General features: G+C 67.0%; 24 protein-coding genes. 12 read left to right on the top strand and 12 right to left on the bottom strand.

What is annotated here, in order from left to right; translation table 11 throughout:
• Nucleotides 1-17 precede the first annotated feature (17 nt).
• Complete coding sequence (locus G6N57_RS22145) at nucleotides 18-422, top strand: SRPBCC family protein (protein ID WP_077741734.1); 405 nt, start codon at nucleotides 18-20, stop codon at nucleotides 420-422.
• On the opposite strand, the gene G6N57_RS22140 is transcribed toward G6N57_RS22145, so the two are convergent.
• Together G6N57_RS22140 and G6N57_RS22135 are read right to left on the bottom strand one after the other, a co-directional pair.
• Nucleotides 416-646: a hypothetical protein gene (locus G6N57_RS22140; RefSeq protein ID WP_077739365.1), complete on the bottom strand. Its 231-nt coding sequence runs from the start codon at nucleotides 644-646 to the stop codon at nucleotides 416-418. The genes G6N57_RS22145 and G6N57_RS22140 overlap by 7 nt on opposite strands.
• 80 nt (nucleotides 647-726) lie before the next feature.
• Nucleotides 727-1155 carry a lipoprotein LpqH gene (locus G6N57_RS22135; protein ID WP_077739366.1) on the bottom strand — a complete coding sequence of 143 codons (429 nt, stop codon included), beginning with the start codon at nucleotides 1153-1155 and terminating at the stop codon, nucleotides 727-729.
• A gap of 128 nt (nucleotides 1156-1283) precedes the next feature.
• Between G6N57_RS22135 and ilvA the strand changes: the two genes are divergently transcribed.
• Complete coding sequence (gene ilvA, locus G6N57_RS22130) at nucleotides 1284-2576, top strand: threonine ammonia-lyase IlvA (RefSeq protein ID WP_077739367.1); 1293 nt, start codon at nucleotides 1284-1286, stop codon at nucleotides 2574-2576.
• Between the two features lie 3 nt (nucleotides 2577-2579).
• Here ilvA and G6N57_RS22125 read toward each other — a convergent pair whose 3' ends face one another.
• A complete protein-coding gene (locus G6N57_RS22125; protein ID WP_077739368.1) occupies nucleotides 2580-4244 on the bottom strand; it encodes a M4 family metallopeptidase in 1665 nt (554 codons plus the stop codon).
• 136 nt (nucleotides 4245-4380) lie between these two features.
• Between G6N57_RS22125 and G6N57_RS22120 the strand changes: the two genes are divergently transcribed.
• Both G6N57_RS22120 and G6N57_RS22115 read left to right on the top strand, forming a co-directional pair.
• Nucleotides 4381-5874, top strand: coding sequence for a tyrosinase family protein (locus G6N57_RS22120; protein WP_162563915.1), 1494 nt, complete (start codon nucleotides 4381-4383; stop codon nucleotides 5872-5874).
• The gene (locus tag G6N57_RS22115) at nucleotides 5871-6698 is read left to right on the top strand and encodes a copper chaperone (protein ID WP_077739370.1); all 828 of its coding nucleotides are present in this window, start codon (nucleotides 5871-5873) and stop codon (nucleotides 6696-6698) included. Before G6N57_RS22120 ends, G6N57_RS22115 begins: the two co-directional genes overlap by 4 nt.
• Here the strand turns inward: G6N57_RS22115 and G6N57_RS22110 are convergent.
• On the bottom strand, nucleotides 6667-7833 hold the full coding sequence (locus tag G6N57_RS22110; protein WP_077739371.1) for an MFS transporter: 1167 nt from the start codon (nucleotides 7831-7833) through the stop codon (nucleotides 6667-6669). The genes G6N57_RS22115 and G6N57_RS22110 overlap by 32 nt on opposite strands.
• Before the next feature lie 84 nt (nucleotides 7834-7917).
• Here G6N57_RS22110 and G6N57_RS22105 point away from each other — a divergent pair, with 84 nt between their 5' ends.
• Nucleotides 7918-8373: a winged helix-turn-helix transcriptional regulator gene (locus tag G6N57_RS22105; RefSeq protein WP_077739372.1), complete on the top strand. Its 456-nt coding sequence runs from the start codon at nucleotides 7918-7920 to the stop codon at nucleotides 8371-8373.
• Here the strand turns inward: G6N57_RS22105 and treZ are convergent.
• From treZ to G6N57_RS22085, 4 genes are read right to left on the bottom strand one after another with little or no spacing between them, the layout of a single operon-like run.
• Nucleotides 8367-10100 carry a malto-oligosyltrehalose trehalohydrolase gene (gene treZ / locus G6N57_RS22100; RefSeq protein WP_077739373.1) on the bottom strand — a complete coding sequence of 578 codons (1734 nt, stop codon included), beginning with the start codon at nucleotides 10098-10100 and terminating at the stop codon, nucleotides 8367-8369. The two genes, G6N57_RS22105 and treZ, sit on opposite strands and share 7 nt — an antisense overlap.
• Complete coding sequence (gene treY, locus G6N57_RS22095) at nucleotides 10093-12360, bottom strand: malto-oligosyltrehalose synthase (RefSeq protein WP_077739374.1); 2268 nt, start codon at nucleotides 12358-12360, stop codon at nucleotides 10093-10095. The genes treZ and treY overlap by 8 nt, the downstream gene beginning before the upstream one ends.
• A 1-nt stretch (nucleotide 12361) precedes the next feature.
• Nucleotides 12362-14527 (bottom strand): glycogen debranching protein GlgX, encoded by a 2166-nt coding sequence (glgX, locus tag G6N57_RS22090; protein ID WP_077741735.1) that lies wholly within the window; start codon nucleotides 14525-14527, stop codon nucleotides 12362-12364.
• Between the two features lie 4 nt (nucleotides 14528-14531).
• Nucleotides 14532-16709, bottom strand: coding sequence for an acetyltransferase SucT (locus tag G6N57_RS22085; protein ID WP_077739375.1), 2178 nt, complete (start codon nucleotides 16707-16709; stop codon nucleotides 14532-14534).
• Between the two features lie 91 nt (nucleotides 16710-16800).
• On the opposite strand from G6N57_RS22085, the gene G6N57_RS22080 reads away from it, so the two are divergent.
• The 4 genes from G6N57_RS22080 to G6N57_RS22065 all read left to right on the top strand — a co-directional run bounded on the left by G6N57_RS22080 (nucleotide 16801) and on the right by G6N57_RS22065 (nucleotide 20503).
• Nucleotides 16801-18108, top strand: a complete 1308-nt coding sequence (locus tag G6N57_RS22080) for an adenosylmethionine--8-amino-7-oxononanoate transaminase (protein ID WP_077739376.1) — start codon at nucleotides 16801-16803, stop codon at nucleotides 18106-18108.
• Nucleotides 18109-18169: 61 nt separating this feature from the next.
• The gene (locus tag G6N57_RS22075; protein ID WP_077741736.1) at nucleotides 18170-19318 is read left to right on the top strand and encodes an 8-amino-7-oxononanoate synthase; all 1149 of its coding nucleotides are present in this window, start codon (nucleotides 18170-18172) and stop codon (nucleotides 19316-19318) included.
• Nucleotides 19315-19992 (top strand): dethiobiotin synthase, encoded by a 678-nt coding sequence (gene bioD, locus G6N57_RS22070; RefSeq protein WP_077739377.1) that lies wholly within the window; start codon nucleotides 19315-19317, stop codon nucleotides 19990-19992. The genes G6N57_RS22075 and bioD overlap by 4 nt, the downstream gene beginning before the upstream one ends.
• Nucleotide 19993: 1 nt before the next feature.
• Nucleotides 19994-20503, top strand: a complete 510-nt coding sequence (locus tag G6N57_RS22065; RefSeq protein WP_077739378.1) for a 2'-5' RNA ligase family protein — start codon at nucleotides 19994-19996, stop codon at nucleotides 20501-20503.
• A gap of 73 nt (nucleotides 20504-20576) precedes the next feature.
• Here the strand turns inward: G6N57_RS22065 and G6N57_RS22060 are convergent, their stop codons facing one another.
• The gene (locus G6N57_RS22060; RefSeq protein WP_077739379.1) at nucleotides 20577-21194 is read right to left on the bottom strand and encodes a TetR/AcrR family transcriptional regulator; all 618 of its coding nucleotides are present in this window, start codon (nucleotides 21192-21194) and stop codon (nucleotides 20577-20579) included.
• A 72-nt stretch (nucleotides 21195-21266) separates the two neighbouring features.
• Here G6N57_RS22060 and bioB point away from each other — a divergent pair, with 72 nt between their 5' ends.
• From bioB to G6N57_RS22045, 3 genes are read left to right on the top strand one after another with little or no spacing between them, the layout of a single operon-like run.
• Complete coding sequence (gene bioB / locus G6N57_RS22055; protein WP_036387546.1) at nucleotides 21267-22274, top strand: biotin synthase BioB; 1008 nt, start codon at nucleotides 21267-21269, stop codon at nucleotides 22272-22274.
• A 13-nt stretch (nucleotides 22275-22287) separates the two neighbouring features.
• Nucleotides 22288-22536: a biotin synthase auxiliary protein BsaP gene (bsaP, locus tag G6N57_RS22050; protein WP_077741738.1), complete on the top strand. Its 249-nt coding sequence runs from the start codon at nucleotides 22288-22290 to the stop codon at nucleotides 22534-22536.
• Between the two features lie 53 nt (nucleotides 22537-22589).
• Nucleotides 22590-23240 carry a DUF2567 domain-containing protein gene (locus G6N57_RS22045; protein ID WP_162563974.1) on the top strand — a complete coding sequence of 217 codons (651 nt, stop codon included), beginning with the start codon at nucleotides 22590-22592 and terminating at the stop codon, nucleotides 23238-23240.
• Here the strand turns inward: G6N57_RS22045 and G6N57_RS22040 are convergent.
• From G6N57_RS22040 to G6N57_RS22030, 3 genes are read right to left on the bottom strand one after another with little or no spacing between them, the layout of a single operon-like run.
• Entirely contained in the window at nucleotides 23221-23628 is a 408-nt protein-coding gene (locus G6N57_RS22040) for a VOC family protein (protein ID WP_077739380.1), read from the bottom strand. The genes G6N57_RS22045 and G6N57_RS22040 overlap by 20 nt on opposite strands.
• 48 nt (nucleotides 23629-23676) lie before the next feature.
• Entirely contained in the window at nucleotides 23677-24495 is an 819-nt protein-coding gene (locus G6N57_RS22035) for a DUF6597 domain-containing transcriptional factor (RefSeq protein WP_077739381.1), read from the bottom strand.
• 29 nt (nucleotides 24496-24524) lie between these two features.
• Complete coding sequence (locus G6N57_RS22030) at nucleotides 24525-25856, bottom strand: lipase family protein (RefSeq protein ID WP_077739382.1); 1332 nt, start codon at nucleotides 25854-25856, stop codon at nucleotides 24525-24527.
• Nucleotides 25857-25871: the final 15 nt, after the last annotated feature.

Here is a 25871-nt window from a genome sequence, read left to right as displayed (position 1 = left end):
TGGCCTACGGTGGAACCATGCGGAGCAGGCATGTGAGCGTGTGGATCGACGTTACCCCCGAGGCGGTGTACTCGTACGCCTCCGATCCGCGGCAGTTGGCCACGTGGGCGGCAGGACTGGCCGAGGGTGGGCTGCGCCTCACCGGGCGGGGATGGGTGGCTGACTCACCGATGGGCGAGGTCACCGTCGAATTCACGGCGACGAACGCGCTGGGCGTGCTCGATCACGTGGTGCGGTTGCCCTCGGGTGAGGCCGTGTACAACCCGATGCGGGTGGTTCCGGCCGGACCGGACGTGCCGTCGTGTGAGGTGGTGTTCACGGTGCGGCAGCGGCCGGGAATGACGGATGACCAGTTCGAGGCAGATGTCGCCGCAGTGGCGGCCGACCTAGAGACGCTGCGCAGGCTGCTGGAAGGTCACTGATCAGAAGGCGAGAAGTGGCCCAGTCCGAGCCAGGCCACGATGGTGGCTGCGGCAGCCGAGAGTACGGCGGGTGCCGCGCTCATGGTGGCCAGACCGACGACCACCAGCACCAGGGCACCGATCGCCAGGGCGATCAGCTTGTAGGTCGGCCAGGGCACCCCGGCGATGTCGACCTGGTGATCGGCCCGGGAGGTGGCGCTGCGAAAGTTCCCGGCGGTGGTCATATGTTGACGATAGCTCGCAACAATGATTTCGGCCAACCGAAACCTTGGATCAGGCGTGTCGCTTTATCGGTCCAGAGTGCTCAGCAGGTGGCATCCATCCGGAACTGGACCTCGGCCTGCCTGGTAGGGCGGTCGGTGAACGAACCGAGCGCGGTACCGCTGATGTGGAATGTGGTGCCCTTGATGCCGGCCTGACTGTCAGATGTCGCGCGGTACGAGCTGCCGGTGAATCCGGCCAGGTCGTCCATCCGGAACACCTTCGGTGCGATGGTGCCGCCGGTCTGGATGATTGCGCTGAAGCCCGGTGATTTCGGCAGGGTTTCGATGGTCCAGAACCAGTTCACCTGCGTGCACTCCACCGAGTACGTCTCCGGCAGCTGCTCGTTGTTGATGGCCACCCGCGCTGTGTAGGCATCTGCCGGGATGCTCGTGTGCGTCGTGCATGCGGACGTCGCCAGCGCGGTGACCAAGACCGTGCACGTCGCCAGCCGCTGCTGGATGTGCCGCATGGTGGTTATTTTCCCAGTTCCGCGGCCGGAGTAACCAGATATGGCGGATTTCGGCGATTTGGTGCCCGATCCGGTGGGTCGGCCCACCCACCTGCGGTGAAACGCCTGGCCAGTGGCACCATTGAACGGTGACTGCCGATCTGAGCAAAGGCTCCCGAGTGTCCCCGCTGGCTGCGCCCCTGACTGCCGCCGACATCGATGAGGCCGCCGAGCGAATTTCCGGGGTGGTCACCCGCAGCCCGCTGCAGTTCAACGAGCGCCTTTCAGAGGCGACCGGCGCCAATGTCTACCTCAAGCGCGAGGACCTGCAGGCGGTGCGTTCCTACAAGGTGCGCGGGGCCTTCAACCTGATGGCCCAGCTCTCGCCCGAAGAGCTGGCCGCCGGTGTGGTGTGTTCGTCGGCCGGTAATCACGCCCAGGGATTCGCGATGGCGTGCCGGTCGATGCGGACCCATGGTCGGGTGTACGTACCGGCCAAGACGCCGAAGCAGAAGCGGGACCGGATTTTGTACCACGGCCGCGAGTTCATCGAGTTGATCGCCGTCGGGTCGACATACGACCTGGCCGCCGCCGCAGCGCTGGACGACGTCGCACGAACCGGAGCTACTCTCGTACCCCCGTATGACGACGTGCGCACGATGGCGGGCCAGGGCACCATCGCCGCCGAACTGCTCCAACAGCTCGATGAAGAGCCGGACCTGGTGATCGTCCCCGTCGGTGGCGGCGGCTGCATCGCCGGTATCACCACGTATCTCGCCGAGCGTGCCTCGGACACGTCGGTACTCGGGGTGGAGCCTGCGGGTGCGGCGTCGATGATCGCCGCCCTGGCTGCGGGGGAACCGGTGACCCTTGAGCACGTCGATCAGTTCGTCGACGGCGCGGCGGTGGCACGGGCCGGAGCGCTGCCCTATGCCGCGCTGGCCGCGGCAGGCGACATGGTCGCTCTCACCACCGTCGACGAGGGTGCTGTCTGCACCGCGATGCTCGACCTGTATCAGAACGACGGCATCATCGCCGAGCCCGCGGGTGCGCTGTCCGTGACCGCGTTGCTGGAGGCTGACATCGAGCCCGGTTCCACCGTGGTCTGCCTGATCTCCGGTGGCAACAACGACGTCTCCCGGTACAACGAGGTGGTCGAGCGGTCACTGGTGCACCTTGGCCTCAAGCACTACTTCCTGGTCGACTTCCCTCAGGAGCCGGGGGCGTTGCGCCGCTTCCTCGATGAGGTTCTCGGGCCGGGCGATGACATCACCTTGTTCGAGTACGTCAAGCGCAACAACCGGGAGACCGGCGAGGCGTTGTGCGGCGTCGAGTTGAGTGCAGCCACCGACCTGGAAGGTCTGCTGGCCCGGATGCGGGATTCCGATATCCACGTCGAGCTGCTCGAGCCGGGGTCGCCGACGTACCGGTATCTGACCTGAGTCTCAGGCTTGGATCCCGGCGTCCTCGAACGCGGCGCTGATCGCGCTGACTTTCTCGTCCAGGACGTCCTGCGGATCCTTGCGGAACAGCGACTTGGCCACGAGTTCGACGGCACGCCGACTGTCGCTGAATCCCGATGTTCGCGAAAGGTGAAGGGTCAGAGCGAGATAGAACAGGGCCGCGACATCCTGCGGGGTGAACAGGTGGCCTTGGCCGTTCTTCGCGCTGATCACGTTGTACGCGGCCTTGTTGTGGATGCCGCTGTTGGTGTGTACCCCGCCGTTGTCTCGGGTGGTGTTCACGTAATCGCGCATGTGGCCGGGCTGACCTCGCCGGGTCGGATCGCTCAGGTCGCGTAGCGGCACCCCGGTGCCGTCGAGGTCCTCGCCCATCTCCCAGTTCCAGCTGTCGATGTCGGGTTTCTGGGAGTTGGCGATGATCGTTCCCATGATGTCCGAATAGGACTCGTTGAGGGCGCCGGATTCGCCCTTGTATTCGAGGCGGGCGGTGTGGTCGGTCAGTCCGTGCGTCATCTCGTGGGCGACGACGTCGACGGCCACCGCGTACGACCGCAATTCACCGTTCACGCTGCGCTGGCCGTACACCATCTGGGTGCCGATCCAGGCGGCATTGCGCCACTCCTGGGGTGTCGGATCCTGAATCGAGGTGCAGTTGATGGAGGAGATGAACGGGCCGCCCTGGTTGTCGAGGCCGTTGCGTTGCAGCGTGTTCAGCAGGTAGTCGGCCACCTCCTGGGCATTGGCATGCGCGCTGATAGCTGCCGGGCTCCATGGGGCGGGCGGGTTGGAGATCGGCGCGGTGCCCGGCAGGGAGCGGAACTGCGACTCGATCCTGCGGAACCCGAAATCGTAGGTCTCGATGCGCCTGGTCGGGTCAACCAGCCGCTTGTTGTCGTTCTCGTCGCGCTCGGCCCGGATGCGTCGGGTCTTTCCGAGCGCATCGGTGGAGTCCAGTTCCTCCAAAGTCCACGAAATGGTCTGGGTGCGGGGAAGTTTGGTCACCAGATCGCCGGAATGGGCGTCGACGACGTAGTCGAAGAGCTCCGGCAGGGTCTCCGGGTGGCCGTCCGAGGTTCGCTTGCGGTGCCGCTGCACGTTCTTGGCGATGTAGACCAGCCGCCACACGCCGGGGCTGGAGCTGCTGTCGAAATAGAAGTACAGCCGGGGCGGCTCCGGTAACGGTAGCGCGTCCCTGCCCGCGTCCTTGACGATCACGTCCTGAGCCTGTGCCGGCGATATGGACGCCACGGCATCGACGCCGTCGGGATTTCCGATCGCCGAGTTCACGGCCAGCATGTTGTTGGCGTCGTCGAGCTCGATCGTGACGAGTGAGCCGTAGATCGGGATGCGTTGGCGGTACTGGGCGAATTTGACGACAGTGGAGTCCGTCAGCGGTATGGACTCGGTGCCCAGGGTCCGGTATTCGGTGCCCGGGCCCGCGCTGCTGTCGGTGATGGACGGTACCTCCGGGCTGGCGATCATCTGATTCAGGTAGCGGCGTGCTGCAGATTCCGGATCGAGCGTCGCCACGTCGACGGCGGGGGCCGCATCGGGCCGCACGGCCTCCTCGTTGATGGCCTGTACTGCCGGGCCCTGGTACCTGTCCGCGCTGTGTAGTGCGAAGCTCTCTAACCCGTTGTCGTTCATGGCCTGATCATGCGTCCCGGGCGCGGCGATTTCGTGCGTAGTCGTCTACTCGAAAATTGCGGCGATGGCGTGGGTACCGAATACAGGTAGTGATCTACGCGCGCCTCCCCGTCGGCGGATGCCTACCGTCCCAACCATGACCGAACACCTCATCAATTCCGGTGACACTCTCGGTGCCACCGCGCCTCGGCTCGGGGTCACGGTTGCGGAGGCGGCTACCCGGGTCCGGCACGACATCTGGACGCTCGACCAGATCGATCACTGGCACCCGACGATCTACGCCTACGCCCGCGCCGTGCAGGTGCTGATCGAACGCACCGATGCCGACCAGCTGGACCCGATCGGCTGGCAGTACCAGTCCGATATCCACGGCACCACAGTGAATCCCGACAACTTCCGCAACCAATGCCAGCACTTCTGCTGGTACTTCCTGCCCTGGCACCGGATGTATCTGCAGTGGTTCGAACGGATCATCTGGGCGGCCATTCAGGATCTCGACGACGTCGACGAGCAGACGAAGGCGACGTGGGCGTTGCCCTATTGGAACTACAGCAGCGACGATCCGGCCCGCAGACGCCTACCGCAGGCCTTTCTCGACACCACCCTGGCGGACGGGATCACCCCCAACCCGCTGTGGGTGCCCGGGCGGAACCTCAACGACGGCTCGTCGCTGCCTGTCTCCGATGTCGACCTGACGAGTGCCCTGGCACCGACCGATTTCGCCGGGATCGGCGGGTTCGCCGGTGGGCGGACCGGATTCAGTCACGGTGGCGAGGACCCGGGCTCGGCGATGGGACCGCTCGAGGGAACCCCTCACGGCGCGGTCCACGTGGGCGTCGGTGGGCTCATGGGTTCGTTCAATACCGCCGCACTGGACCCGATCTTCTGGCTGCACCATGCCAACATCGACCGGATCTGGGAGATCTGGCGGACGATGCCCGACCGCGCCAACACCGCGGAGCCGGCCTGGCTGACCGGCGTGACGTTCCACTTCCACGACGAGAACCGGGCGACGCTCAGCGAGACGGTACAAGAGGTGCTCGACACCACGACCCAGCTCAGCTACCGCTATGAGGACATCACCGCCCCTGTCGCACTGGAGGCTCTCATGCCGACCGCACCAGCACCGGAGAACCCGCCGGAACTCGTGGGAGCATCCGACAACCCGATCGCTCTCGCCGGGGAGACCACCCATGTCACGTTCGGCATCGCGCCGCCGATGGGACCGCTGGCCGAGGAGGCGACCCCGGCGTCTCGCGCTTTCCTGCGCATCGAGGACGTGACGTCGCCGGCCCCGGTAGGGGTGACCTACAAGGTGTATCTCGCCGTGGGTGGCGGTGAGCCTGCGCTCGATGACGACCATTTCGTCGGCGTCGCAGCCTTTTTCGGAATCGAGGAAACCAGTAACCCCGACAATGAGCACGGCGGCATGCGGCTCGCGTTCGACATCACCGGGCTGTACCGGCGGTTCAGTGCCGAAGGCCGGTGGAGTGATCAGGTCAGCGTCACCTTCGTGCCGCAGTACGTGGAGCCTGCCGCCCATCCGATCCGACTGCCGGGCGCGCAGGCGTCGGCGCCGCAGCAGTCGGGGAATGCCCGTGTCGGGCGAGTGAGCGTCTTCCTGCAATGACGCTGACCGCCGTAGCGAGCCGAGCGGCACGGCCATCGGCCTGGCGGCGGTTGCGGTGGGCACATCCCGAGCTGAGCCTGCTGGGAGCCGCGGTGGCAGCCTGGCTCGGGGCGTTGATTCTGCACCTGTCGATGCCGCCTCACGGCGGGCGGGGGCATTGCTCGACGCTGCCGCACGCGGTAGCTCACCACCACGGCACGTCGGGCGTGGGCGCGCTGGAGGTCGGTTGTCCCGCGATACCTTCTGGTGCACCGGAATTCCCGGCCTCGCCGGCGGTATGGATGCTGATGGCAGCCGCGATGATGCTGCCGACGGCGCTGCCCGCGGCGCGGTCGATCTCGTTGAACGGAAAATGGCATCGGCGGCAACGTGGCCAAACGATGTTCGCGGTCGGGTATCTCGCGGTGTGGTCGGTGTTCGGAGTCCTCGGGCTCACCGGTGCCTGGTTGATTGGGCCGGAAGCCTCAGGTGCCCTTGTGGTTTCGGGGCTCCTGGCGGTGGCGGCGGGGTGGGAACTGACCCGCAGGAAGCGGTTCTTGCTCCGAGCCTGTCACCGGGTGCGGGCGCTGCCCGCCGACGGGTGGCGCGCCGACCGGGCCTGCGTCGAGGAGGGGCTCAGGAATGGCCTGCAGTGCACCGGTGCGTGCGGTCCGATGATGCTGCCGATGGTGGTGGCCCCGCACGCGCTGTGGCTGATGGTGGTCCTGTTCGGGGTCGTCGCGGCGGAGAAGCTGGTGACGAAAGGCGTTGACCATCTTCGGCTTTTCGCGGCCGTGCTGGCAGTGGTGTCCTTCATCGTCGCGTTCGGAGCGCCGCTCGGCTGATCGCCCAGACGACGAGACCGCAGGCCGCGAACGCGGCGCCGAGGATGCTGGAGGCGGTCCAGCCACCGACCGCGTACACCGTCGTCGTGGCGGTCGCCCCGAGGGCGGACCCGAGCGAATAAAAGAACATGTAACCGCCGATCACGCTGCTGGTCCGGTCCGGATAGGCCGTGGTGAGCAGATGCTGGTTGCTCACATGGACGGCCTGCACCGCGAAATCGAGCACGATGACCCCGCCGGCGACGAGGACGAGGGACCACGATGCGTGTCCGATGGCCAGCCATGACGCGGCGAGGAGCGCGAGTGCCCCGCCGGTGACGGCGCTCGCGAACCCGGAGTCGGCCCAGAATCCGGCCCGAGCCGCACCGAGAGCCCCGGCCAGGCCGGCGATTCCGAACAGGCCGATCTGTGCCGTGCTGAGATGCCAGGGCGCCGCCGTGAGCGGTAGCGCCAGGCCGCTCCAGAGCGTGCCGAACGATGCGAACAGGAAGAACGCGATCAACCCGCGAGAGACGAACAGTCGGTCGCCGAACAGTCGGGTCAACGACGTCAGTACCTCGGCGTAACCGGTCGATCCGCGCCGTGGGTCGGGCGGCAGCAGTGTCGGGACCAGGCATGCCAGCACCACCAACAGCACCGCCAACCCGGCGTACACGCTTCGCCACCCCCACACCGAGGCGAGGCCTCCTGCCGCCACGCGTGATCCGAGGATGCCGACGACGACTCCGGAGGTCACGATGCCGAGCGTGCGGCCGCGTTGCTCGGCCGTGGAAAGCGCCGCGGCGTAGGCGACGGTGGTCTGCACGACGACCGCGAACAGTCCGGCGACCGCCAGCCCGGCGAGCAGCAGCCAGGTCTGGGTGGCGGCCGCGGCCAGTGTCACGCCGATCGCGGCCAGGAGAAGGTGCGCGCTGATGAGTCGGCGCCGGTCGATGATGTCGCCGAACGGGACCAGAACCACCAGCCCGACCAGATAGCCGAGTTGCCCAGCCGTGATGATCCACCCCAGATCGGCCTCGGGCACGCCCAGGTCGCGGCCGATCCCCGCGAGCACGGGCTGTGCCGCGTAGATCGTCGCGACGGCCACCGCGCACACGGTGGCGAAGAACATCCGCAGGCCGAACGTCAGTTCCATGCACCCTCCTCAATTGGTTGCACATTGCAACCAATTGAACGCTACGGCAGAATGGTTTCAATCAGCAACTCTTCAGGAGGCGTGATGGCTGAGTCGGCGCACAGCAACGACGTGCCCTGGACCGATCCGACCTGTCCGGTGGCGCGCACGCTGGATCTGGTCGGGGATCGCTGGAGTCTGCTGATCGTCCGCGACGCCATGGACGGCGCACGGGCATTCACCGACTTTCAGCAGCGCACGGGCATTGCGCGCAACATCCTCACCGACCGCCTGCGTCGTCTCGTCGACCGCGGGATCCTCGACCGGGAGGCAGCCGCGTCAGGGCGGCGCCAGGTGTACACGCTGACCCAGGCCGGTCGTGACCTCTTCGCCATCGTGGTGGCTCTGCGTCAGTGGGGTGAGCGGCACGCTTTCGAGCCGGACGAGGCTCGTTCGATACTGGTCGACGAGCGTGGTCTGGCGCTCGCGGAACTGCGCCCGACGAACTCGCTCGGCGACCGGGTTGGCCCGGACACCACGACCGTGCGGAAGGTCTACTGAGCGCGCTCGCTGCGCAGGATCGCGAAGGAGTGACCAGCCAATCTGGCGCCGTCCGAACCGATGTCGGGGACCTCCCAGGCGGTGACGAGGTCGCCGGTCACCGGCACCGATACCGGATCGGCGCCGAGGTTGCAGGCGATCGCCAGGGCTCCGCGGTGCAGGACGATCCAGCGTTGCTCCTCGTCGAAGTCGATCGACATGTGATCCAGCCATGGATCGGCGAGGTCAGGCTCAGTGCGCCGCAACGCGATCAATTCTCGGTAGGTCCTGTGCAGTCGCGCGTGGTCACCGTCGGTGACCTCGTCCCACTTCAGTTTCGACCGCAGAAATGTCTCCGGGTCCTGCGGGTCCGGGATCTCGTCGGCATCCCAGCCGTGGTCGGCGAACTCAGCCTTGCGCCCCTCGGCGGTGGCGCGGGCCAGTTCCGGCTCGGGATGCGAGCTGAAGAACTGGAACGGTGAGGATGATCCCCACTCTTCGCCCATGAAAAGCATTGCCGTATAGGGCGACCCGAGTGCCAGGGCGGCTTTGACGGCCAGCTGGCCGAAAGTCAGCAGCTGCGACGGCCGGTCGCCGACAGCGCGATTGCCCACCTGGTCGTGGGTGAGCGTGTAGGCCAGCAGCCGCGTGCCCGGGATGGTGGCGGTGTCCAACGGGCGGCCGTGCCTGCGGTGCCGGAACGACGAATACGTGCCGGCGTGGAAGTACCCGTGCTTCAGCGTCTGCGCCAGCGTGGCCAGCGATCCGAAATCGGCATAGTAGCCCTGCCGTTCACCCGACACCGCGGTGTGGATCGCGTGGTGGACATCGTCGTCCCACTGCGCGGTCAGGCCGTAGCCGCCACGGTCGCGCGGGGTGATCAGCCGGGGGTCGTTGAGGTCGCTCTCGGCGATCAACGACAGTGGCCTGCCGAGTTCGTCCGCCAGGGCATCGGTTTCGGCTGCCAACTCTTCGAGAAGGTGGATCGCGGTGGTGTCCACCAGGGCGTGCACCGCATCGAGACGCAGGCCGTCGGCGTGGAAGTCGCGCATCCAGCGCAGCGCGCAGTCGATGATGTACGTGCGGACCTCGTCGGCATCGGCATCGGACAGGTTGATCGAACTGCCCCATGGGTTGCTGCCGGTGGTCAGGTACGGGCCGAAGCGCGGCAGATAATTGCCCGACGGGCCGAGGTGGTTGAACACCGCGTCGATCAGCACACCGAGTCCACGGGCGTGGCAGGCGTCGATGAGGCGGATCAGGCCGTCGGGTCCGCCATAGGGTTCGTGCACCGCGTACCAGAGCACGCCGTCGTAACCCCAGCCGTGGGGTCCGTTGAAGGCGTTGACCGGCATCAACTCCACGAAATCCACACCGAGATCCACCAGGTGGTCGAGTTTCTCGATGGCGGAATCGAATGTGCCTTCGGGAGTGAAGGTTCCGATGTGAAGCTCATATATCACGCGGCCGCAGATCGACCGCCCCTGCCAACCGGTATCGGTCCACGCGTCCGGTGCGGGCTGCCACAGCTGGGACGGTCCGTGCACGCCGTCGGGCTGGCGGGCCGACCGAGGGTCCGGCAGCACCGTCGGGTCGTCGTCGAGAACGAACCCGTACCGGGCGTCGGCGCGGCAGGCGACCTCGGCGTGCCACCAGCCGTCTCCGGTGCGCGTCATCTCGTGCAGCGTTCCGTCCACGTCGACTCGCACGCGGTTCGGATTGGGTGCCCACACCGTGAATTCAGTCATCGGTGCGCTCCAGCAGGGCCACCGGCGAATCGGCCAGAAGGTCGGTCAACGGCACCGCGCCGGACCAGCGTCTGCCGCTGAGCAGATCCAGCCACCGGCCTTCGGGCAGCGGCAACGTCGTTTCGGCCCAGCCGGTTTCGGCGAGCTCCACGGTCCAGCGGCATGCGGCCACCACCACATCCTGACCACGCAGATACGACACCAGGTGTGCCGCAGCGCTACCGAGGGCAGGCATCGGGGTGTAGCCGCCGGCCAGGAACGTGGCCGGCCGGGCCCGGCGCAGCGCCAGCGCCGTCATGGTGACCCGCAGCTTGTCGTCGTCACCACGCACCAACGCCTCACGCAGCGCCGCATAGTCGACCGGGCGCCTGTTGTCCGGATCGACCAGGCTGTCCTCGATGGTCTCGGTGCCCTGATACACGTCGGGTATGCCCGGGGCGGTCAGCTGGATGAGTTTCTGCCCGAGGCTGTCATTGCGGGCGTGCGCGTCAAGCTGATTCACCAGCGCGGTCAACTCGGCGGCGACCGGCCCGTCGAGCACCCGGTCCAGCCAACCGTGCACGCCGTTTTCGAAATCCGCGGACGGGTCGTGCCAGGACGTTCGGGTGGCGGCCTCCCGGATCGCCTTCTCGGCGTAGGCGTGCAGCCGGCTTCGAAGTTCCTCGGTGGCGTTGCCGTCGGCCGGCCAGACACCGAAGATGTTCTGCCACAGGAACAGTGCGGTGTCCCGGTCCGGGGGAGTGGACATGGTGGTCCACCGCTCGACCGAATCGGCCCATGTCACAGGAACTTGGGACAGCAGGCCGATGCGGGCGCGGACGTCCTCCCCGCGCTTGGTGTCGTGGGTCGACAGCGTGGTCATCGTGTTCGGCCAGGCACGCGTCCGCGTCGCCGCTCGCTGGTGGAACTCGGCCATCGACACCCCGAACAGCTCGGGTGCGCCCCCGACCTCGTTGAGGGACACCAGTCGGGCGTCGCGGTAGAACAGGCAGTCCTCGACCGCTTTTGCGGTGGCGGCCCCGCACAGCTGGTTGAACCTGGACACCACCTCGGGGCTGACGGACAGTGCCACTGCGACGGTGGACAGGGCATCGGTGAGTTCCGGTGCGGCGGACGATGTCTCCTGCATCGCAACGGGCAGGATCGCGGCGAGCGCCGGATAGTCGCTGCGGTATACGCCGATCCTGCTGATCAGTGCCGCAACCGCGGCGGGAAGCTGAGAGTCGTGCTTCGCGGTGACGGTCGTGATGGCGCGGCACAGCCGGCCCAGTTCGCTGGCCAGGGTGTCGGTGACGGCCGCCGACTTCAGCGCCCGCTCAGCCGCGGGTTCCGGGCGCCCGCTCAACGCGGTGAGTGTGCCCTGTCCGGACGGGGCGATGAACAGTCCGCCGACCTCGCGCAGCGCGTCGTATCCAGTGGTGCCGTCGACGGGCAGCGACGCATCGAGGGTCTCGTCGGCGGCCAGGATCTTCTCGGCCACGATCCAGGCTTCGGGACCGGTGATCTCCCGCAACCACCGCAGATAGCTTGCGGGGTCGGACAATCCGTCCGGATGGTCGATGCGGAGACCGTCGACCAGGCCTTCGTCGAACCAGCGCTTGATCTCCACGTGGCTCGCGTCGAAGACGGCGCGGTCCTCCTGACGCAGCGCTGCCAGCGACGTGATCGAGAAGAAGCGACGGTAACCGCAGATCCCGTTGCGCCAGCCGGTCAGGCGGTAGTGCTGACGATCGTGGACCTCGCGACCGGTGCCGCTGCCGGTTCCCGGTGCGACGGGGAACGTCAGATCGCCCACTCGTAGCCGGTCGCCGTCGACCACCAGATCGGCGACGTCATCGTCGGAACCCAGGACCGGCAACACGATCCGGCCGCCGTCGAGCTCCCAGTCGATGTCGAAGTAGTCGGCGTACGCCGAGGACCGGCCGTACCGCAGCAGATCCCACCACCACCGATTCTGTTCGGCGTGCGCGACACCGACGTGGTTGGGCACGATATCGACAACCAGGCCCATGTTCCGGCGCCGCGCGGCGTCCGAGAGCTTCCGCAGGCCCTCCGGCCCGCCGAGAGCGGCCGACACCGTGGTGGGATCGGTGACGTCGTATCCGTGGGTGGACCCGTGCGCGGCGGTCAGGATCGGGGACAGGTACAGATGCGAGACGCCCAGCTCGTCCAGATAGTCGAGCAGATTCACCGCATCGTCGAATGTGCAGCAGTCCCCGCGCATCTGGAGCCGATACGTGGACAGGACCGGGCTCGGCATGTCAGGCCGTCTTGCGCAGCACGAGTAGGGAGCGGGCCTGTAGGGAGATCTTCTCGCCGGCGGCCACGACCAGATCGGAATCGCCTGTCGGGCTGGCGGTGTCGAGGTCCCCGGTCCACTCGGCGGCGTAGTCGCCGTTCGGGGTGACGAAATCCTGCGCGTGGTCATTTGCGTTGAAGCACAACAGGAACGTGTCGTCGACGACGCGTTCACCCCGGGCGTTGGGGGCCGGGATGGAATCGCCGTTGAGGAACACGGCGACACACGTGCCCAGGCCGGTACCCCAGTCTTCCGGGGTCATCTCGGTACCTGCCGGGGTGAGCCAGGCGATGTCGCGCACCTGGTCGCCGCTGCGGATCGGTTTGCCCTCGAAGAACCGGCGACGCCGAAATGCGGGATGGCGCTTTCGGAATGCCAGCACCTTGCGGGTGAAGTCCAGGTGGTCTGCGTTGGTCTCGAGCAGTGACCAGTCCATCCAGGACAGTTCGGAATCCTGGCAGTACACGTTGTTGTTGCCCAGCTGGGTTCGACCGATCTCGTCGCCGTGGGCGATCATCGGGGTGCCCTGGGACAGCATCAGCGTCCCCATGATGTTGCGCATCTGCTTGGCGCGCAGCGCCAGGATCTCCGGATCTTCGGTCGGTCCCTCGATACCGCAGTTCCAGGAGCGGTTGTGGCTCTCGCCGTCGCGGTTGTCCTCGCCGTTGGCCTCGTTGTGCTTCTCGTTGTAGGACACCAGGTCGTTGAGGGTGAACCCGTCGTGGCAGGTGACGAAGTTGATGCTGGCGCCGGGACGGCGGCCGGTGGCCTCGTAGAGGTCCGAGGAACCGGTGAGCCGGGACGCGAACTCGCCGAGTGTGGAGGGTTCTCCGCGCCAGTAGTCGCGCACGGTGTCGCGGTACTTGCCGTTCCACTCGGTCCACAGGCCGGGGAAGTTGCCGACCTGGTAGCCGCCCTCACCGACATCCCAGGGTTCTGCGATCAGCTTCACCTGGCTGACCACGGGGTCCTGCTGGACCAGATCGAAGAACGCCGAAAGCCGGTCCACGTCATAGAATTCGCGCGCCAGAGTGGAGGCCAGGTCGAACCGGAAACCGTCGACGTGCATCTCCAGCACCCAGTACCGCAGTGAGTCCATGATCAGCTGCAGCGTGTGTGGGTGCCGGGCATTGAGGCTGTTGCCGGTGCCGGTGAAATCCTTGTAGTACTCCGGCTGTCCGTCCAGTAGCCGGTAGTAGGCGGCGTTGTCGATGCCGCGGAAATTGATGGTCGGACCGAGGTGGTTGCCTTCGGCGGTGTGGTTGTAGACCACGTCCAGGATGACTTCGATACCCGCGTCGTGGAACGCCTTGACCATCGTCTTGAATTCGGCCACCGCACCGCCGGCGTGCCGGGTGGCCGCGTACTGGAAATGCGGGGCGAAGAAGCCGACTGTGTTGTAGCCCCAGTAATTTCGCAGCCCGAGGTCCAGCAGTCGGTGGTCGTGCATGAACTGGTGCACCGGCATGAGTTCGATCGCGGTGATGTTCAGCGACTGGAGGTACTCGATGACCACGGGGTGGCTCAGACCCGCGTACGTGCCGCGGAGTTCCTCGGGGATCCCCGGGTGCGTCTGGGTCATGCCCTTGACGTGTGCCTCGTAGATCACGGTGTCGTGATACGGGGTCTTGGGTGCGCGGTCCGAGCCCCATTGGAAGAACGGGTTGATCACCACGCTGGTCATGGTGTGACCGAGGGAGTCCACCTGGGGCGGGGTGCCGGTGCCGGGCGGGTCAGCTGTCAGGTCGTAGGAGAACAGGGCCTGGCTGAAGTCGAAGTCGCCGTGGAACGACTTGCCGTAGGGATCCAGCAGCAGTTTGCTCGGGTCGCACCGATGTCCGCTGCCGGGATCCCATGGGCCGTACACCCGGTACCCGTACCGCTGGCCCGGCGTGACCGTCGGCAGATAAGCGTGCCAGACGTAGCCGTCGACCTCTTCGAGATTGATCCGGTGCTCGCTGCCATCCTTGGCGATCAGGCACAGCTCGACCCGTTCGGCGACCTCGGAGAACAGCGAGAAGTTGGTGCCCGCACCGTCATAGGTCGCACCGAGCGGGTAGGGCTCGCCGGGCCAGACGGTCGACATCGGCGTGGGAACGGAAGACGGCGGCACTGCGGACGGCGGCATGGCTTCACCACCAACCGGTGGCCGCCGCCAGCTGGCGGCCCAGTTCACCTGTCATCGTGCGCATGTAGGTCGTGGAGATGTGGTGAGAATCGTGGTATATCAACACATTTCCCTCCACTGCGCGGCAATAGTCCTTGCGGCACACTGCGTCGCTCATGTCGAGTGGCTTGAGCAGGGGGAACCTTCCGACGAAATCCAGTGTGGGGTTGTGGTCGGAGAGTACCTTGGACCGGTCGATGCCGCACGAGATGGAATCGCCGCCGTTGGCCAGGCAGTCGTACGGGAAGTACGGCTCGCCGTTTCGGGTGAGCCACGGTGTGTCGCGCATCGCGAGTACCGGAATGTTGTTCTTGGAGAGGGTGTCCCAGATGCCGATGTAGGTGCCGGGCATCACGTCGCCGTCTTTGATGTTCCACGGCCGGGTCGAGGTGGTGAAGACGAATTCGGGGCGATCGGTGATGAGCTGGGACATCACCTTTTCGTTCCACTCGTGGCATTTCGGATACGGGCGGTTGTCGCCCATCACCAGTGGCGTCTCTTCCGTGGTGAGCGGACAACCCATCTTGAGGTACGTGACCACTTTGAAGTTGTGCAGGCGACCCAACAGGTCCAGCGCGGTGATCCAGTGTTCTGCGTGGGACCCGCCCGCCACCGCGATGGTGCGCGCCGCGTCCTTGTCCCCGTATGTGCAGTTGATGATGTCGGTGTTGCCGAAATCGCTGATACAGCCGTCGGTGGTCGACGCCGGCAGATCGTCCTTGGCCTCGAGCACGGTGGGACGCATCGGCAGCTTCGGCACCCGGGCATGATCGACCAGGGCGCGCGCTCCCGGGTAGTCGCGGGCCGACAGCCCCGACAACTCCTTGCCGTTGGCGCGCTGCACGGTGACATGCTCACGCCAGGTGAACGAGGTGGCCGTCAGCGCGACACCGAGCAGGCCGACGATGGAGCCCAGGACGATGGTCGGCCGTCGCAGGCGAACCCGCAGCGGAACGGCAGGCTGCGAGGCGGCCTGCGCGGTGCCCTTTGATTTCTGCGAGCGCAGCGGCTCCTCGATGTAGCGGGTCGTGAGCCAAGCCAGGACGCCCGAGATCAGCAGGATGACCGTGCCTTCGAGGAAATTGGCGTGGGCGTGGCCCGAGTAGGACAACCAGAAGATCAGCAGCGGCCAGTGCCACAGATAGAGCGAGTACGCCATCGAGCCCAGCGATACGAAAGGCTTGGTCGCCAGCATCCGGTTGGGCGCGGGCAACCGTTGGCCCGCGCTTGGATCGTCGATCTGGTTGGCGGCGGTCAGGATGAAGATGACGGTGGCGCCGACCGGCACCAGCGTCCACGGCCCGGGAAACTCCTTGACTCCGTCGATCCACCAGCCGCACGTCAGGATCGCGGCCAGCGAGACGGTGGCCAGCAGGGTGCGCAGCCACATCGGCCAGCGCACCGCCGGTACGAGGGCCCCGGCGAGCGCCCCGATCAGCAGCTCCCATCCGCGGGCGAAGCTGTTGTAGTAGGCGGTGGCCTGGTCGGTGTTGTGCGCGATGATCGCGTACACGAAGGAGGCGATGGTCAGCGCGCTGAGCAGGACGATGAACGCGGTACGCAGGTGTCGTCCGAACAGCCGGCGGCCGAGGAAAGCGAACCCGAACACCACCAGCAGGAACGCCAGATAGAACTGTCCCTGGACCGACATCGACCAGATGTGTTGCAGCGGACTGACCGCCTCACCGGCGCGGAGGTAGTTCGCCGCGGTGTTCGCCAGCTCCCAGTTCTGGTAGTAACCCAGGCTTGCCAGGCTTTGGTCAGCAAATGTTTCCCAGCGGGTCTCGGGCTGTACGAGGATCGTCAGCACCGCGGCTGCGGCAAGCACCACGACCAGTGCGGGAAGCAGGCGCCGAATCAGCCGGACCACTTCGGGGAAGGGCCGCAGCGGCGCCTCCGTGTCGATTGCCAGCCGCAGGATCTTGCCGCCGAAGAAGAATCCGGACAACGCCAGGAAAACGTCGACACCACCGGAAACCCGACCGAACCAGATGTGGAACATCGCCACCAGGGCGATCGCGATGCCGCGTAGTCCGTCCAGATCGTGGCGGTAGAAACCCGATGCACGACTACCCATGACAGCGCGCGAAACGGAACCGGATTCGGCGCCGGGCTCCGTCCGGGGGGCATCAAGGGTTTTCATGGTCGAGGCCAATTTACCTAACATCGGCCTACCGCTCATATTTCGGATGCGTGCGTCACAGTCTGTGAGCAAAGGGCTAGGCTGCCCGACTGTGGCTGAGCTGACCCCAGCGCAGATCAATGCCATCGACGCGGCCCACATCTGGCACCCCTACAGCGCCATGGGCTCCGACGCACTTCCGCCGGTCGTGGCGGTGGGTGCCAAAGGCGCGTGGCTGACTGTGATCGACCCTACCGACGGCGCCCGCATCGAGGTGATCGATGCGATGGCGTCCTGGTGGACCGCGGTGCACGGACACGGGCACCCGGTGCTGGACCGTGCCATCACCGACCAGCTGGCCACCATGAACCACGTCATGTTCGGCGGTCTGACCCACGAACCGGCCGCGCGGCTGGCTCAGCTGCTGGTCGAGCTCACCCCGGCCGGCCTGGAGACCGTGTTCTTCAGTGATTCCGGGTCGGTATCCGTCGAGGTCGCGGTGAAGATGGCGCTGCAGTACTGGCGCAGTCTGGGCCGGGGCTCCAAGCACCGGCTGATGACCTGGCGCGGCGGCTACCACGGCGACACGTTCACCCCGATGAGCGTGTGCGATCCCGACGGCGGGATGCACGAGCTGTGGGCCGGGGAAAACTCAGTTCTGGTGCCGCAAATTTTCGCCCCGCCGGTGCCCGCCGATTATGAGCCCGCGTACAGCGAGGCCTTCGAGCGGCAGCTGGCCGCTCGTGCCGACGAACTCGCGGCGGTCATCGTGGAACCCGTCGTCCAGGGCGCCGGCGGGATGCGGTTTCACGACCCGCGTTACCTGGCGGATCTGCGCGCGATCTGCGATCGCCACGACGTCCTGTTGATCTTCGACGAGATCGCCACCGGATTCGGCCGCACCGGCAAGCTTTTCGCCGCCGAGCACGCCGGGGTGAGTCCCGACATCATGTGCGTCGGCAAAGCGCTGACCGGTGGCTACATCACCCTGGCCGCCACGCTGTGCACGCGACAGGTCGCGCGGACGATCAGCGAGGGGGAGCCGGGCGCTCTGATGCACGGGCCCACGTTCATGGCCAATGCGCTGGCCTGCGCGGTGGGCGTCGCTGCGGTGGAACTGCTGGTCAGCGGCGACTGGCCGACGAGGGTGGCCGAGATCGAGGTCGGACTGCGGGAGGGGCTTGAGCCGGCCCGGGAGCTGCCCGGGGTCGCCGACGTCCGGGTGCTCGGCGCGATCGGCGTGATCGAGATGAAAGAGCCGGTGGACATGCGGGTGGCCACGTTGGCTGCCTTGCGTCACGGCGTCTGGCTGCGTCCGTTCGGCAAGCTGATCTACGCCATGCCGCCCTTCATCTGCACACCGGCGGAGGTGGAACAGGTCACCGCGGGCATGGTCGGTGTTGCGCGTGCACTAACCTGAACGGTGTTCAATGGTCGGCACCGCCGACGTGTTCAATGGCCGGCCCACCGAGGAGCACCACGTGACGCGCACGGATCTTTCACCGCTTGCCTGGCTCGCCGATGTCGAGCAGCAGCGCCGGCAGGCCGGGCTGCGTCGGGAGCTGCGCACCCGCCCCGCCGTGACCACCGAACTGGACCTGGCCTCCAACGACTACCTGGGCTTGTCGCAGCACCCGGAGGTGCTCGACGGAGGCATCGAAGCGCTGCGCACCTGGGGCGCGGGAGCCGGCGGGTCTCGGCTGGTCACCGGTAACACCGAACTGCACGAAGGCTTCGAAACCGCCTTGGCGGCGTTCGTCGGCGCCGAGTCGGCGTTGGTCTTCTCCTCGGGCTACACCGCCAACCTCGGCGCCGTCGTCGCGTTGTCCGGTCCCGGCTCGCTAATCGTCTCCGACGCTCTCACCCACGCGTCCCTGGTCGACGCGTGCCGGTTGTCGCGCGCCCGGGTGACCGTCACCCCGCACCAAGACGTCGACGCGGTGGATGCCGCCCTTTCGGCGCGCACCGAGCAGCGCGCAGTCGTGCTGACCGAATCCGTGTTCAGCACCGACGGAGCATTGGCGCCGCTGCGTGAACTTCACGCGGTCTGTCGTCGGCGCGGTGCGCTGTTGCTGGTCGACGAGGCGCACGGGCTCGGGGTGCGCGGCCCGGGTGGACAGGGCCTGCTGTATGAGGCGGGCCTGGCCGGATCGCCGGACGTGGTGATGACCACGACGCTGTCGAAGGCCCTTGGCAGCCAGGGTGGCGTGGTGCTCGGCCCGGAAGCGATCCGTGCCCATCTGATCGACGCGGCCCGTCCGTTCATCTTCGACACCGGGTTGGCGCCCGCAGCCGTGGGCGCTGCGTGGGCCGCCCTGCGCGTACTGACCGCCGAACCGCAGCGCGCGCAAGCCGTCTTGGACCATGCCGCGGAACTCGCCAGGATCTCCGGGGATGCCACCGTGCCGGAATCTGCTGTCGTCTCCGTGATCCTCGGTGAGCCCGAGGTGGCGGTGGCCGCGGCTGCCGCGTGCCTGGACCGCGGCGTGCGGGTGGGCTGCTTCCGTCCGCCGACGGTGCCGGAGGGCACCTCGCGGCTGCGCTTGACCGCGCGGGCCTCGCTGACCGCCGATGAGATGGACCTGGCCCGCCAGGTGCTGACCGAGGTGCTGTCGAAGGCCCGGTTGTGAGCACGCTGGTCGTCACCGGGACCGACACCGGGGTCGGGAAGACCGTGACGACCGCCGCGCTGGCGTGCGCGGCCCGCCTTGCCGGGCTCGACGTCGCGGTGTGCAAACCGGTACAGACCGGCACAGTCGACGGCGACAACGACCTCGGTGAGGTGAACCGGCTGTCCGGCGTGGCGAATTTGCATGGCGGATGGCGTTATCCGGAACCGCTGGCGCCGGTCGCGGCGGCCAACCGAGCCGGGTGCGCGTTGCCTACCCGGACGGAGTTGGTCGACGCCGTGCGCGGCGCCGAGATCACCGGCGGGCTGACCCTGGTCGAAGGAGCAGGCGGTCTGCTGGTTGAACTCGGGGCCGACGGTGTGACGCTTCGCGACCTCGCGGCGGATTTGTCCGCAGCCGTTCTTGTGGTGGTGTCACCCGGGTTGGGGACCCTCAACCACACCGCGTTGACGCTGGAATCACTTGCTGGGCAGGGCATCGCCTGCGCCGGTCTGGTCATCGGCTCGTGGCCTGAGAACCCCGGCGTGGCGGAGGCGGGCAACCGGGAATCGCTGGCGCAACTGGCGCCGGTGCGCGCGGTGCTGCCGGCGGGGGCAGGAACCGCCAGTGCGGCCGAGTTCGAGAAGATGTGCGCCGACGCGTTCGACCGAGACTGGCTGACCGGCCTGATCTGACATGGTGCACTCCGTCGAGCTGGTCTTCGACCCCGATACCGAGGCCGTGGTTCGCGGGATCTGGGACACGCTGCGCGACAAGGATATTCCGAGTCAGGCCCCGGCCGGCCGACCCCACGCGACGCTGATCGTCGCACAACACATCGATGCCGGGGCCGATGCCGTGCTGACCGAGCTCGTGGACCGATTCCCGCTGCCGTGCAGCCTCGGCGCGACCCTGATCTTCGGGCGATCCGCGGGGGTACTCGCACGCCTGCTGGTCCCGACCGACGAGCTGCTCAAGATGCAGGCCGACGTGTACCGACTGTGCCTGCCGTTCATGGACCCGGCGCCGATGCCGCACGCCGAACCGAGGAACTGGACCCCGCACGTGACGCTGGCCCGGCGGGTGGCCCCGGCCAGGCTCGCCACCGCGGTGCGCGTGGCCGGCCGCCCCGCCGAGATCGTCGGGCAGGTGACCGGACTACGACATTGGGACGGCGACAAACGCCTCGAACACCCGATCGGCTGATGGGCTCACCGTGTGATTTGTGCACGATCTTCCGCGGCTGCCGCTGGAAATCGTGCACAAACCGCTCGAAGGCTCAGCCCTGGCTGCGTTGCGGGATGTCGCGGCCGGAGCTGAGCGTGCTTGCGCCACGTACTGCCAACCCATCGACGAGTAATTGCAGGCCGAAGTCGAATTGCCGCGACGTGTCGTGGTTGAGCACCGACTGCTCATCGGCAAGTGCCCCCGCGGCGTCCCATTGCAGCCGCGATTGTTCGTCGGCGGTGAAGCCCAGCACGTAATAGAGCACCGTGCGTGCGGCCAACTCGTCATCGGGCGACACCACACCGGCTTGTCGGGCGGCATCGGCGAGCTGCGCCACGATTTCGACGACGATCCGGGATTGCCCGGCGGCAAAACTGGACGAGACCAGCTCGGCTCCGTCCGTGTGCGACAACAGCGCGTCACGCAACGCCACGCAGATCTGGTGGATTCGGCCCGGCCATGCTGGCACCGCGCTTTCGATACGGACGGGCTCAAGGATCCGGTCGGCGACGGCGCCGAGCAGCTCCTGTTTGTTGGCGAAGTGCCAGTACAGCGCGCCCGGGCTGACATTGAGCTCACGAGCCAGGCGCCGCATCGTCAGGTCGGCGATGCCGTAGTTGTCGAGGATGGCCGTCGCCGCATCCACCACGTCGGGTTTGTGGAGTTGCACACCGTTACCCTAGCCTGAACGGTGTTCAAGTGTCGGCTCGACCGGCCCACATGATCCACAGGAGGACTTTCGGTGACGCAGGCAGCCGTAGATGTATTGGGCGTAGCTCGCGAGCAGGTTCTGGAGCGTGGCGTCGGCCTCGACCAGGATCAGACGCTGCAGGTGCTGCAGCTGCCCGACGACAAGCTCGAGGAGCTGCTGGCGCTGGCCCACGAGGTCCGCATGAAGTGGTGTGGCCCCGAGGTCGAGGTCGAGGGCATCATCAGCCTCAAGACCGGCGGCTGCCCGGAGGACTGCCACTTCTGTTCGCAGTCGGGTCTGTTCGCCTCCCCGGTCCGCAGTGCCTGGCTGGACATCCCGAGCCTGGTCGAGGCGGCCAAGCAGACCGCCAAGACCGGCGCCACCGAGTTCTGCATCGTCGCCGCGGTGCGCGGCCCCGACGAGCGGCTGCTGGCCCAGGTGGCTGCCGGTATCGAGGCGATCCGCAACGAGGTCGACATCCAGATCGCCTGCTCGCTGGGCATGCTGACCCAGGAGCAGGTGGACCGCCTCAAGGACATGGGCGTGCACCGCTACAACCACAACCTGGAGACCGCGCAGTCGTTCTTCCCGAACGTGGTCACCACGCACTCGTGGGAAGAGCGCTGGGGCACCCTGGAGATGGTGCGTGAGGCCGGTATGGAGGTCTGCTGCGGCGGCATCCTTGGCATGGGGGAGACGCTGGAGCAGCGTGCCGAGTTCGCCGCCAACCTGGCCGAGCTGAACCCGCACGAGGTGCCACTGAACTTCCTCAACCCGCGGCCGGGCACGCCGTTCGGCGATCTCGAGGTGCTGCCGGCGTCTGAGGCGCTCAAGGCGGTGGCCGCGTTCCGGCTGGCGCTGCCGCGCACCATGCTGCGCTTCGCGGGTGGCCGCGAGATCACCCTGGGCGACCTCGGCGCCAAGCAGGGCATCCTGGGCGGCATCAATGCCGTCATCGTCGGCAACTACCTGACCACGTTGGGTCGCCCGGCCGAGTCGGATCTGGAATTGCTGGACGATTTGCAGATGCCGATCAAGGCTCTCAACGCCAGCCTGTAGAACTTAGGTGGTGATGATCGAGGAAACGCCGGCTCTGCCCGCACCCGTCGGCGCCGGCCTATACAACGTCTATACCGGGGTCCAGGCTGACGCGGCGGATGCAAAGGTGGTTCCTACCGCGGCCCAGCTCGGCCTCGAGCCGCCGCGGTACTGCGCCGAGTGTGGCCGCCGGATGATCGTCCAGGTGCGGCCGACCGGGTGGTGGGCCAAGTGCTCGCGGCATGGGCAGGTGGATTCGACGGACCTGGATACGCGGCGATGAGCCTCTCGGGCGAAGAGCAGAAGGCACCGATGAGCCTCTCGGGCGAAGAGCAGATGGTCTCGGCCGGCCCGGCTCCCGCCAATGTCCCCGGTGCGCCACGGGTTTCGCGTGAGCGGGCAGTAGCGATCGTGATCGCGGCGCTGGCGGTTGGCGGTGCCGTTCTCGGAGCCCTGTGGGCTTTCGTTGCGCCCGGCGTTCACGGCGTGGTGGCGCTGACCCGTGGCGGTGAGCGGGTGCACGCCTACCTGGGGGGCGAGTCCGACCACTTCTTCACGTCGGCATTCATGTTCGTCGGATTGCTCGTCGTCATGGCGGTCGTGGCTGCGGTGGCAGTGTGGCAGTGGACCCCGCATCGTGGGCCGGTCATGGTCGCCGCGTTGGCTGTGGGGTGCTCGGTGGCCACGGCGGTGGCTGCCGGTGTCGGTGCGGCGCTTGCCCATTGGCGGTTTGGCTCGCTCGACATCGCAGGCGCGCCGGTCACGCCCGAACACCGCGTCCACTATGTGGTGGAGGCCGCGTCGGTCTTTTTCGGGCACACGCCGCTGCAGATCGCCGGGACGATCCTGTTTCCTGCGGCCGCGGCGGCGATGGTCTACGCGTTGATCGCGGTCTCGACCGTGCGTGACGACCTGGGGGCATGGCCTCCTGTGGAGACCCCGACCTATCCGGTGATTCCGCCTGTGGTCAGTCCGCCGAGCGTTTGACGGCTACAGCTTCGAAAAGCTCGATGGGGTTGCCGTCGGGGTCGGTGATCTGGATCTGCCGGCCGCCAGGACCCGTCTCCACCGAATTGCGGAACGTGACATCGGCTTCCCGCAGCTCGGTGATGGCCGCGTCGAGGTCGTCGACCTCGAGCACAAACCGGTTGTAGCCGCCGGGCGTCTGCGGGGTGCCGTCGGGTAGTTGACGTGCGCCTGAACTGCCGGGCCCGCTCAAGAACACGGTGAGGTTGCCGTTGACGACGGACGCGAATGCGGGTCCGCCGCGGATGGCGACATCGAACCCCAGGTGTTCGGTGTAAAAGGCGACTGCGCGCTCGACGTCGGTGACCTGGTAGCGGATCGCGCCGGTACGGAAGGTGTGTCCAGACATGACTGCAGTCTGCGGAACTTCGCGGCGGATGTATTGAAGAAAATTGACCTACCGTTCGAGTGCGATGTGGTCGTCTTTCGCGACGTACCGGCTTCGGCACAGTTGCTGGCCGGGCGTCATCCCGGAGAACTCCTGGAACTCCCTGATCATGTGTGACTGGTCGGCGTATCCGTGCTCGACGGCAAATGTGGGCCAATGCGGCGGTGACAGGGCCGTGGCGACGGCGTCGTGCGCGTGTCGGAACCGCTGCAGGCGGGCGAACCGTTTTGGCGGCATCCCGACCTGGGTGGTGAACAGCTGGATCAGCCTGCGGTGGCTGAAACCAATTGCGCGCGCCAGTGATTCGATCGACGGTGGGCGGTGGTCGAGGCTGAGTACGTGCACCGCGAAGGCGACTTCGCGGGTCAGCCCGCGGCCGCCGCGGGAACGGGCGAGCAATGCGAACTCCACGATGGCGAAGCGTTTCCTGACCGACTCCGCCTGGCAGATCTCGGTCCGGAGGTCGGCAGCCGCGCCGTTCCACAACGTGTCGAGACCGACGTGGGTGCCGAGCAGTTCGTGCGGTGATACTCCGAGGGCGGCGCGGACTCCGCCCGGCTTGAAATGCACGCCCACCATCGCGGTGTGCTCGCGTGCGTCGATATCGAACGGCCGGGAGTAGGGACCGGAGACAACGGTCCCGGAAAATCGTTGTGAACCTTGCTGGTTGGTTATGGAGACGGCATCAGCACCGAGATTGATGACGAGTTCGGTGGTGCCTGTCGGCAGGATGCGCTCAGCCGGGTACCTGGGCCCGTCCGCAAGGCACCACAGGTGGTCGACGCTGTCGCGCAGGGCCACCGTCGGGGGCTGACGGATATAACGCATCTACCCCCATTGTGCCAGCGTGGGACGGGTCAGAGCGGGCGTCGCCGGACTGTCCGGCCCAGTGCGACCTTGGTGGCGATACCGGCCAGGCGCGCCATGCCCATATAGGTGATGGGGTTGAGCAGCGTCGGCCACTTGGAGCGCACCAGGTTGGCGGTCAGCGGACGGTCGGCGAAGCGGTCCGTCAGCCAGCGCAGCGCCATCGGCGCCGAGAACGGGTGCAGCAGCAGGTGTTCGCTGAACAGATCACGGTGGTAGGTCACGTCGGCGCCGCCGGCCAGATAGGTGTCGGCGAGCTCGTCGATGTCGTCGACCGAGATGATCTCGTCGTGCACGGCCTGGACGATCAGCACGGGCGGAACCGGCACGGCCACACCGAGTTTGGTGTCGTGGAACACCTCACTGACTTCGGGTCCGTCGAGGATTTCCTCCAGCGGCATGTCCACGAGGTCGGCCATGTCCGTGCGGAACATGCGCACGATGGCCTCCACGGTGGTCATCCGGTGCAGCCGGTCGAGGATCTTGCGTCCTTCGGTCGTGGCGTGCTCGGCGATGACCCGGTTGAGGTTGGGGTAGATGTCGGCGAGGGCGGCCACCACGAGTGCAGGCAGGCCGGAGAACACGGTGCCGTTCAGTCGGCGGAAGGTGTTACCCAGATCGCCGACGGGGGAGCCGAGGACGGCGCCGACGATGTTGAGCTCGGGCGCGTAGCTGCCGGCCATCTCGGCCGCCCAGGCGCTCGCCAGGCCGCCGCCGGAGTATCCCCACAGTCCGATGCGCGCGGTTGGCGACAAAGACAGGTGCTCGGCGTTGATCGCGGCCCGCAAGCCGTCGAGCACGCGGTAGCCGGGCTCGTAGGGCGCACCCCACATGCCGTTGACGCCCTCGTGGTCGGGAACCGAGACCGCCCAGCCTTCGGCGAGGGCGGCCGAGATCAGCAGGAACTCCAGCTGAGCCAGGGAGCCGGTGGCCTTGGCGTGGTGGCGCAGCGCGTACGACGGGAAGCAGCGGGCGGAGATGGCGTCGATCGCGCACTGGTACGACACCACCGGGCAGTCCGGTGCGGCGTCGGCCGGGACGATGACAGTGGTGGCGGCCGCTTCGGGGTTGCCGTTGCGGTCAGTGGAGCGGTACAGCAGCTGTGTGGCCTGCAGGCGCTGCGGGATGAGGCCCAGAAATGCCAGCTCGACGTCGCGGCTGCGCAGGACGGTGCCCGGTTCGGCGTGCTGGAACCCTGCGGGCGGTACGTAGAACGCGTCTTTCTGGGGGAGTACTGGCCGAACGGCCGGGTCGAGGTCCTCGTGAGGTGCTCGACCGATCCATTCGGCTGCCGAGACGGTGGCCGCACTGCCCAAGTCCATCCGGGCATTCTTACT

The sequence above is a fragment of the Mycolicibacterium boenickei genome, assembly GCF_010731295.1.
Lineage (GTDB): Bacteria > Actinomycetota > Actinomycetes > Mycobacteriales > Mycobacteriaceae > Mycobacterium > Mycobacterium boenickei.
This window is presented reverse-complemented; position numbering and strand designations above follow the sequence as displayed.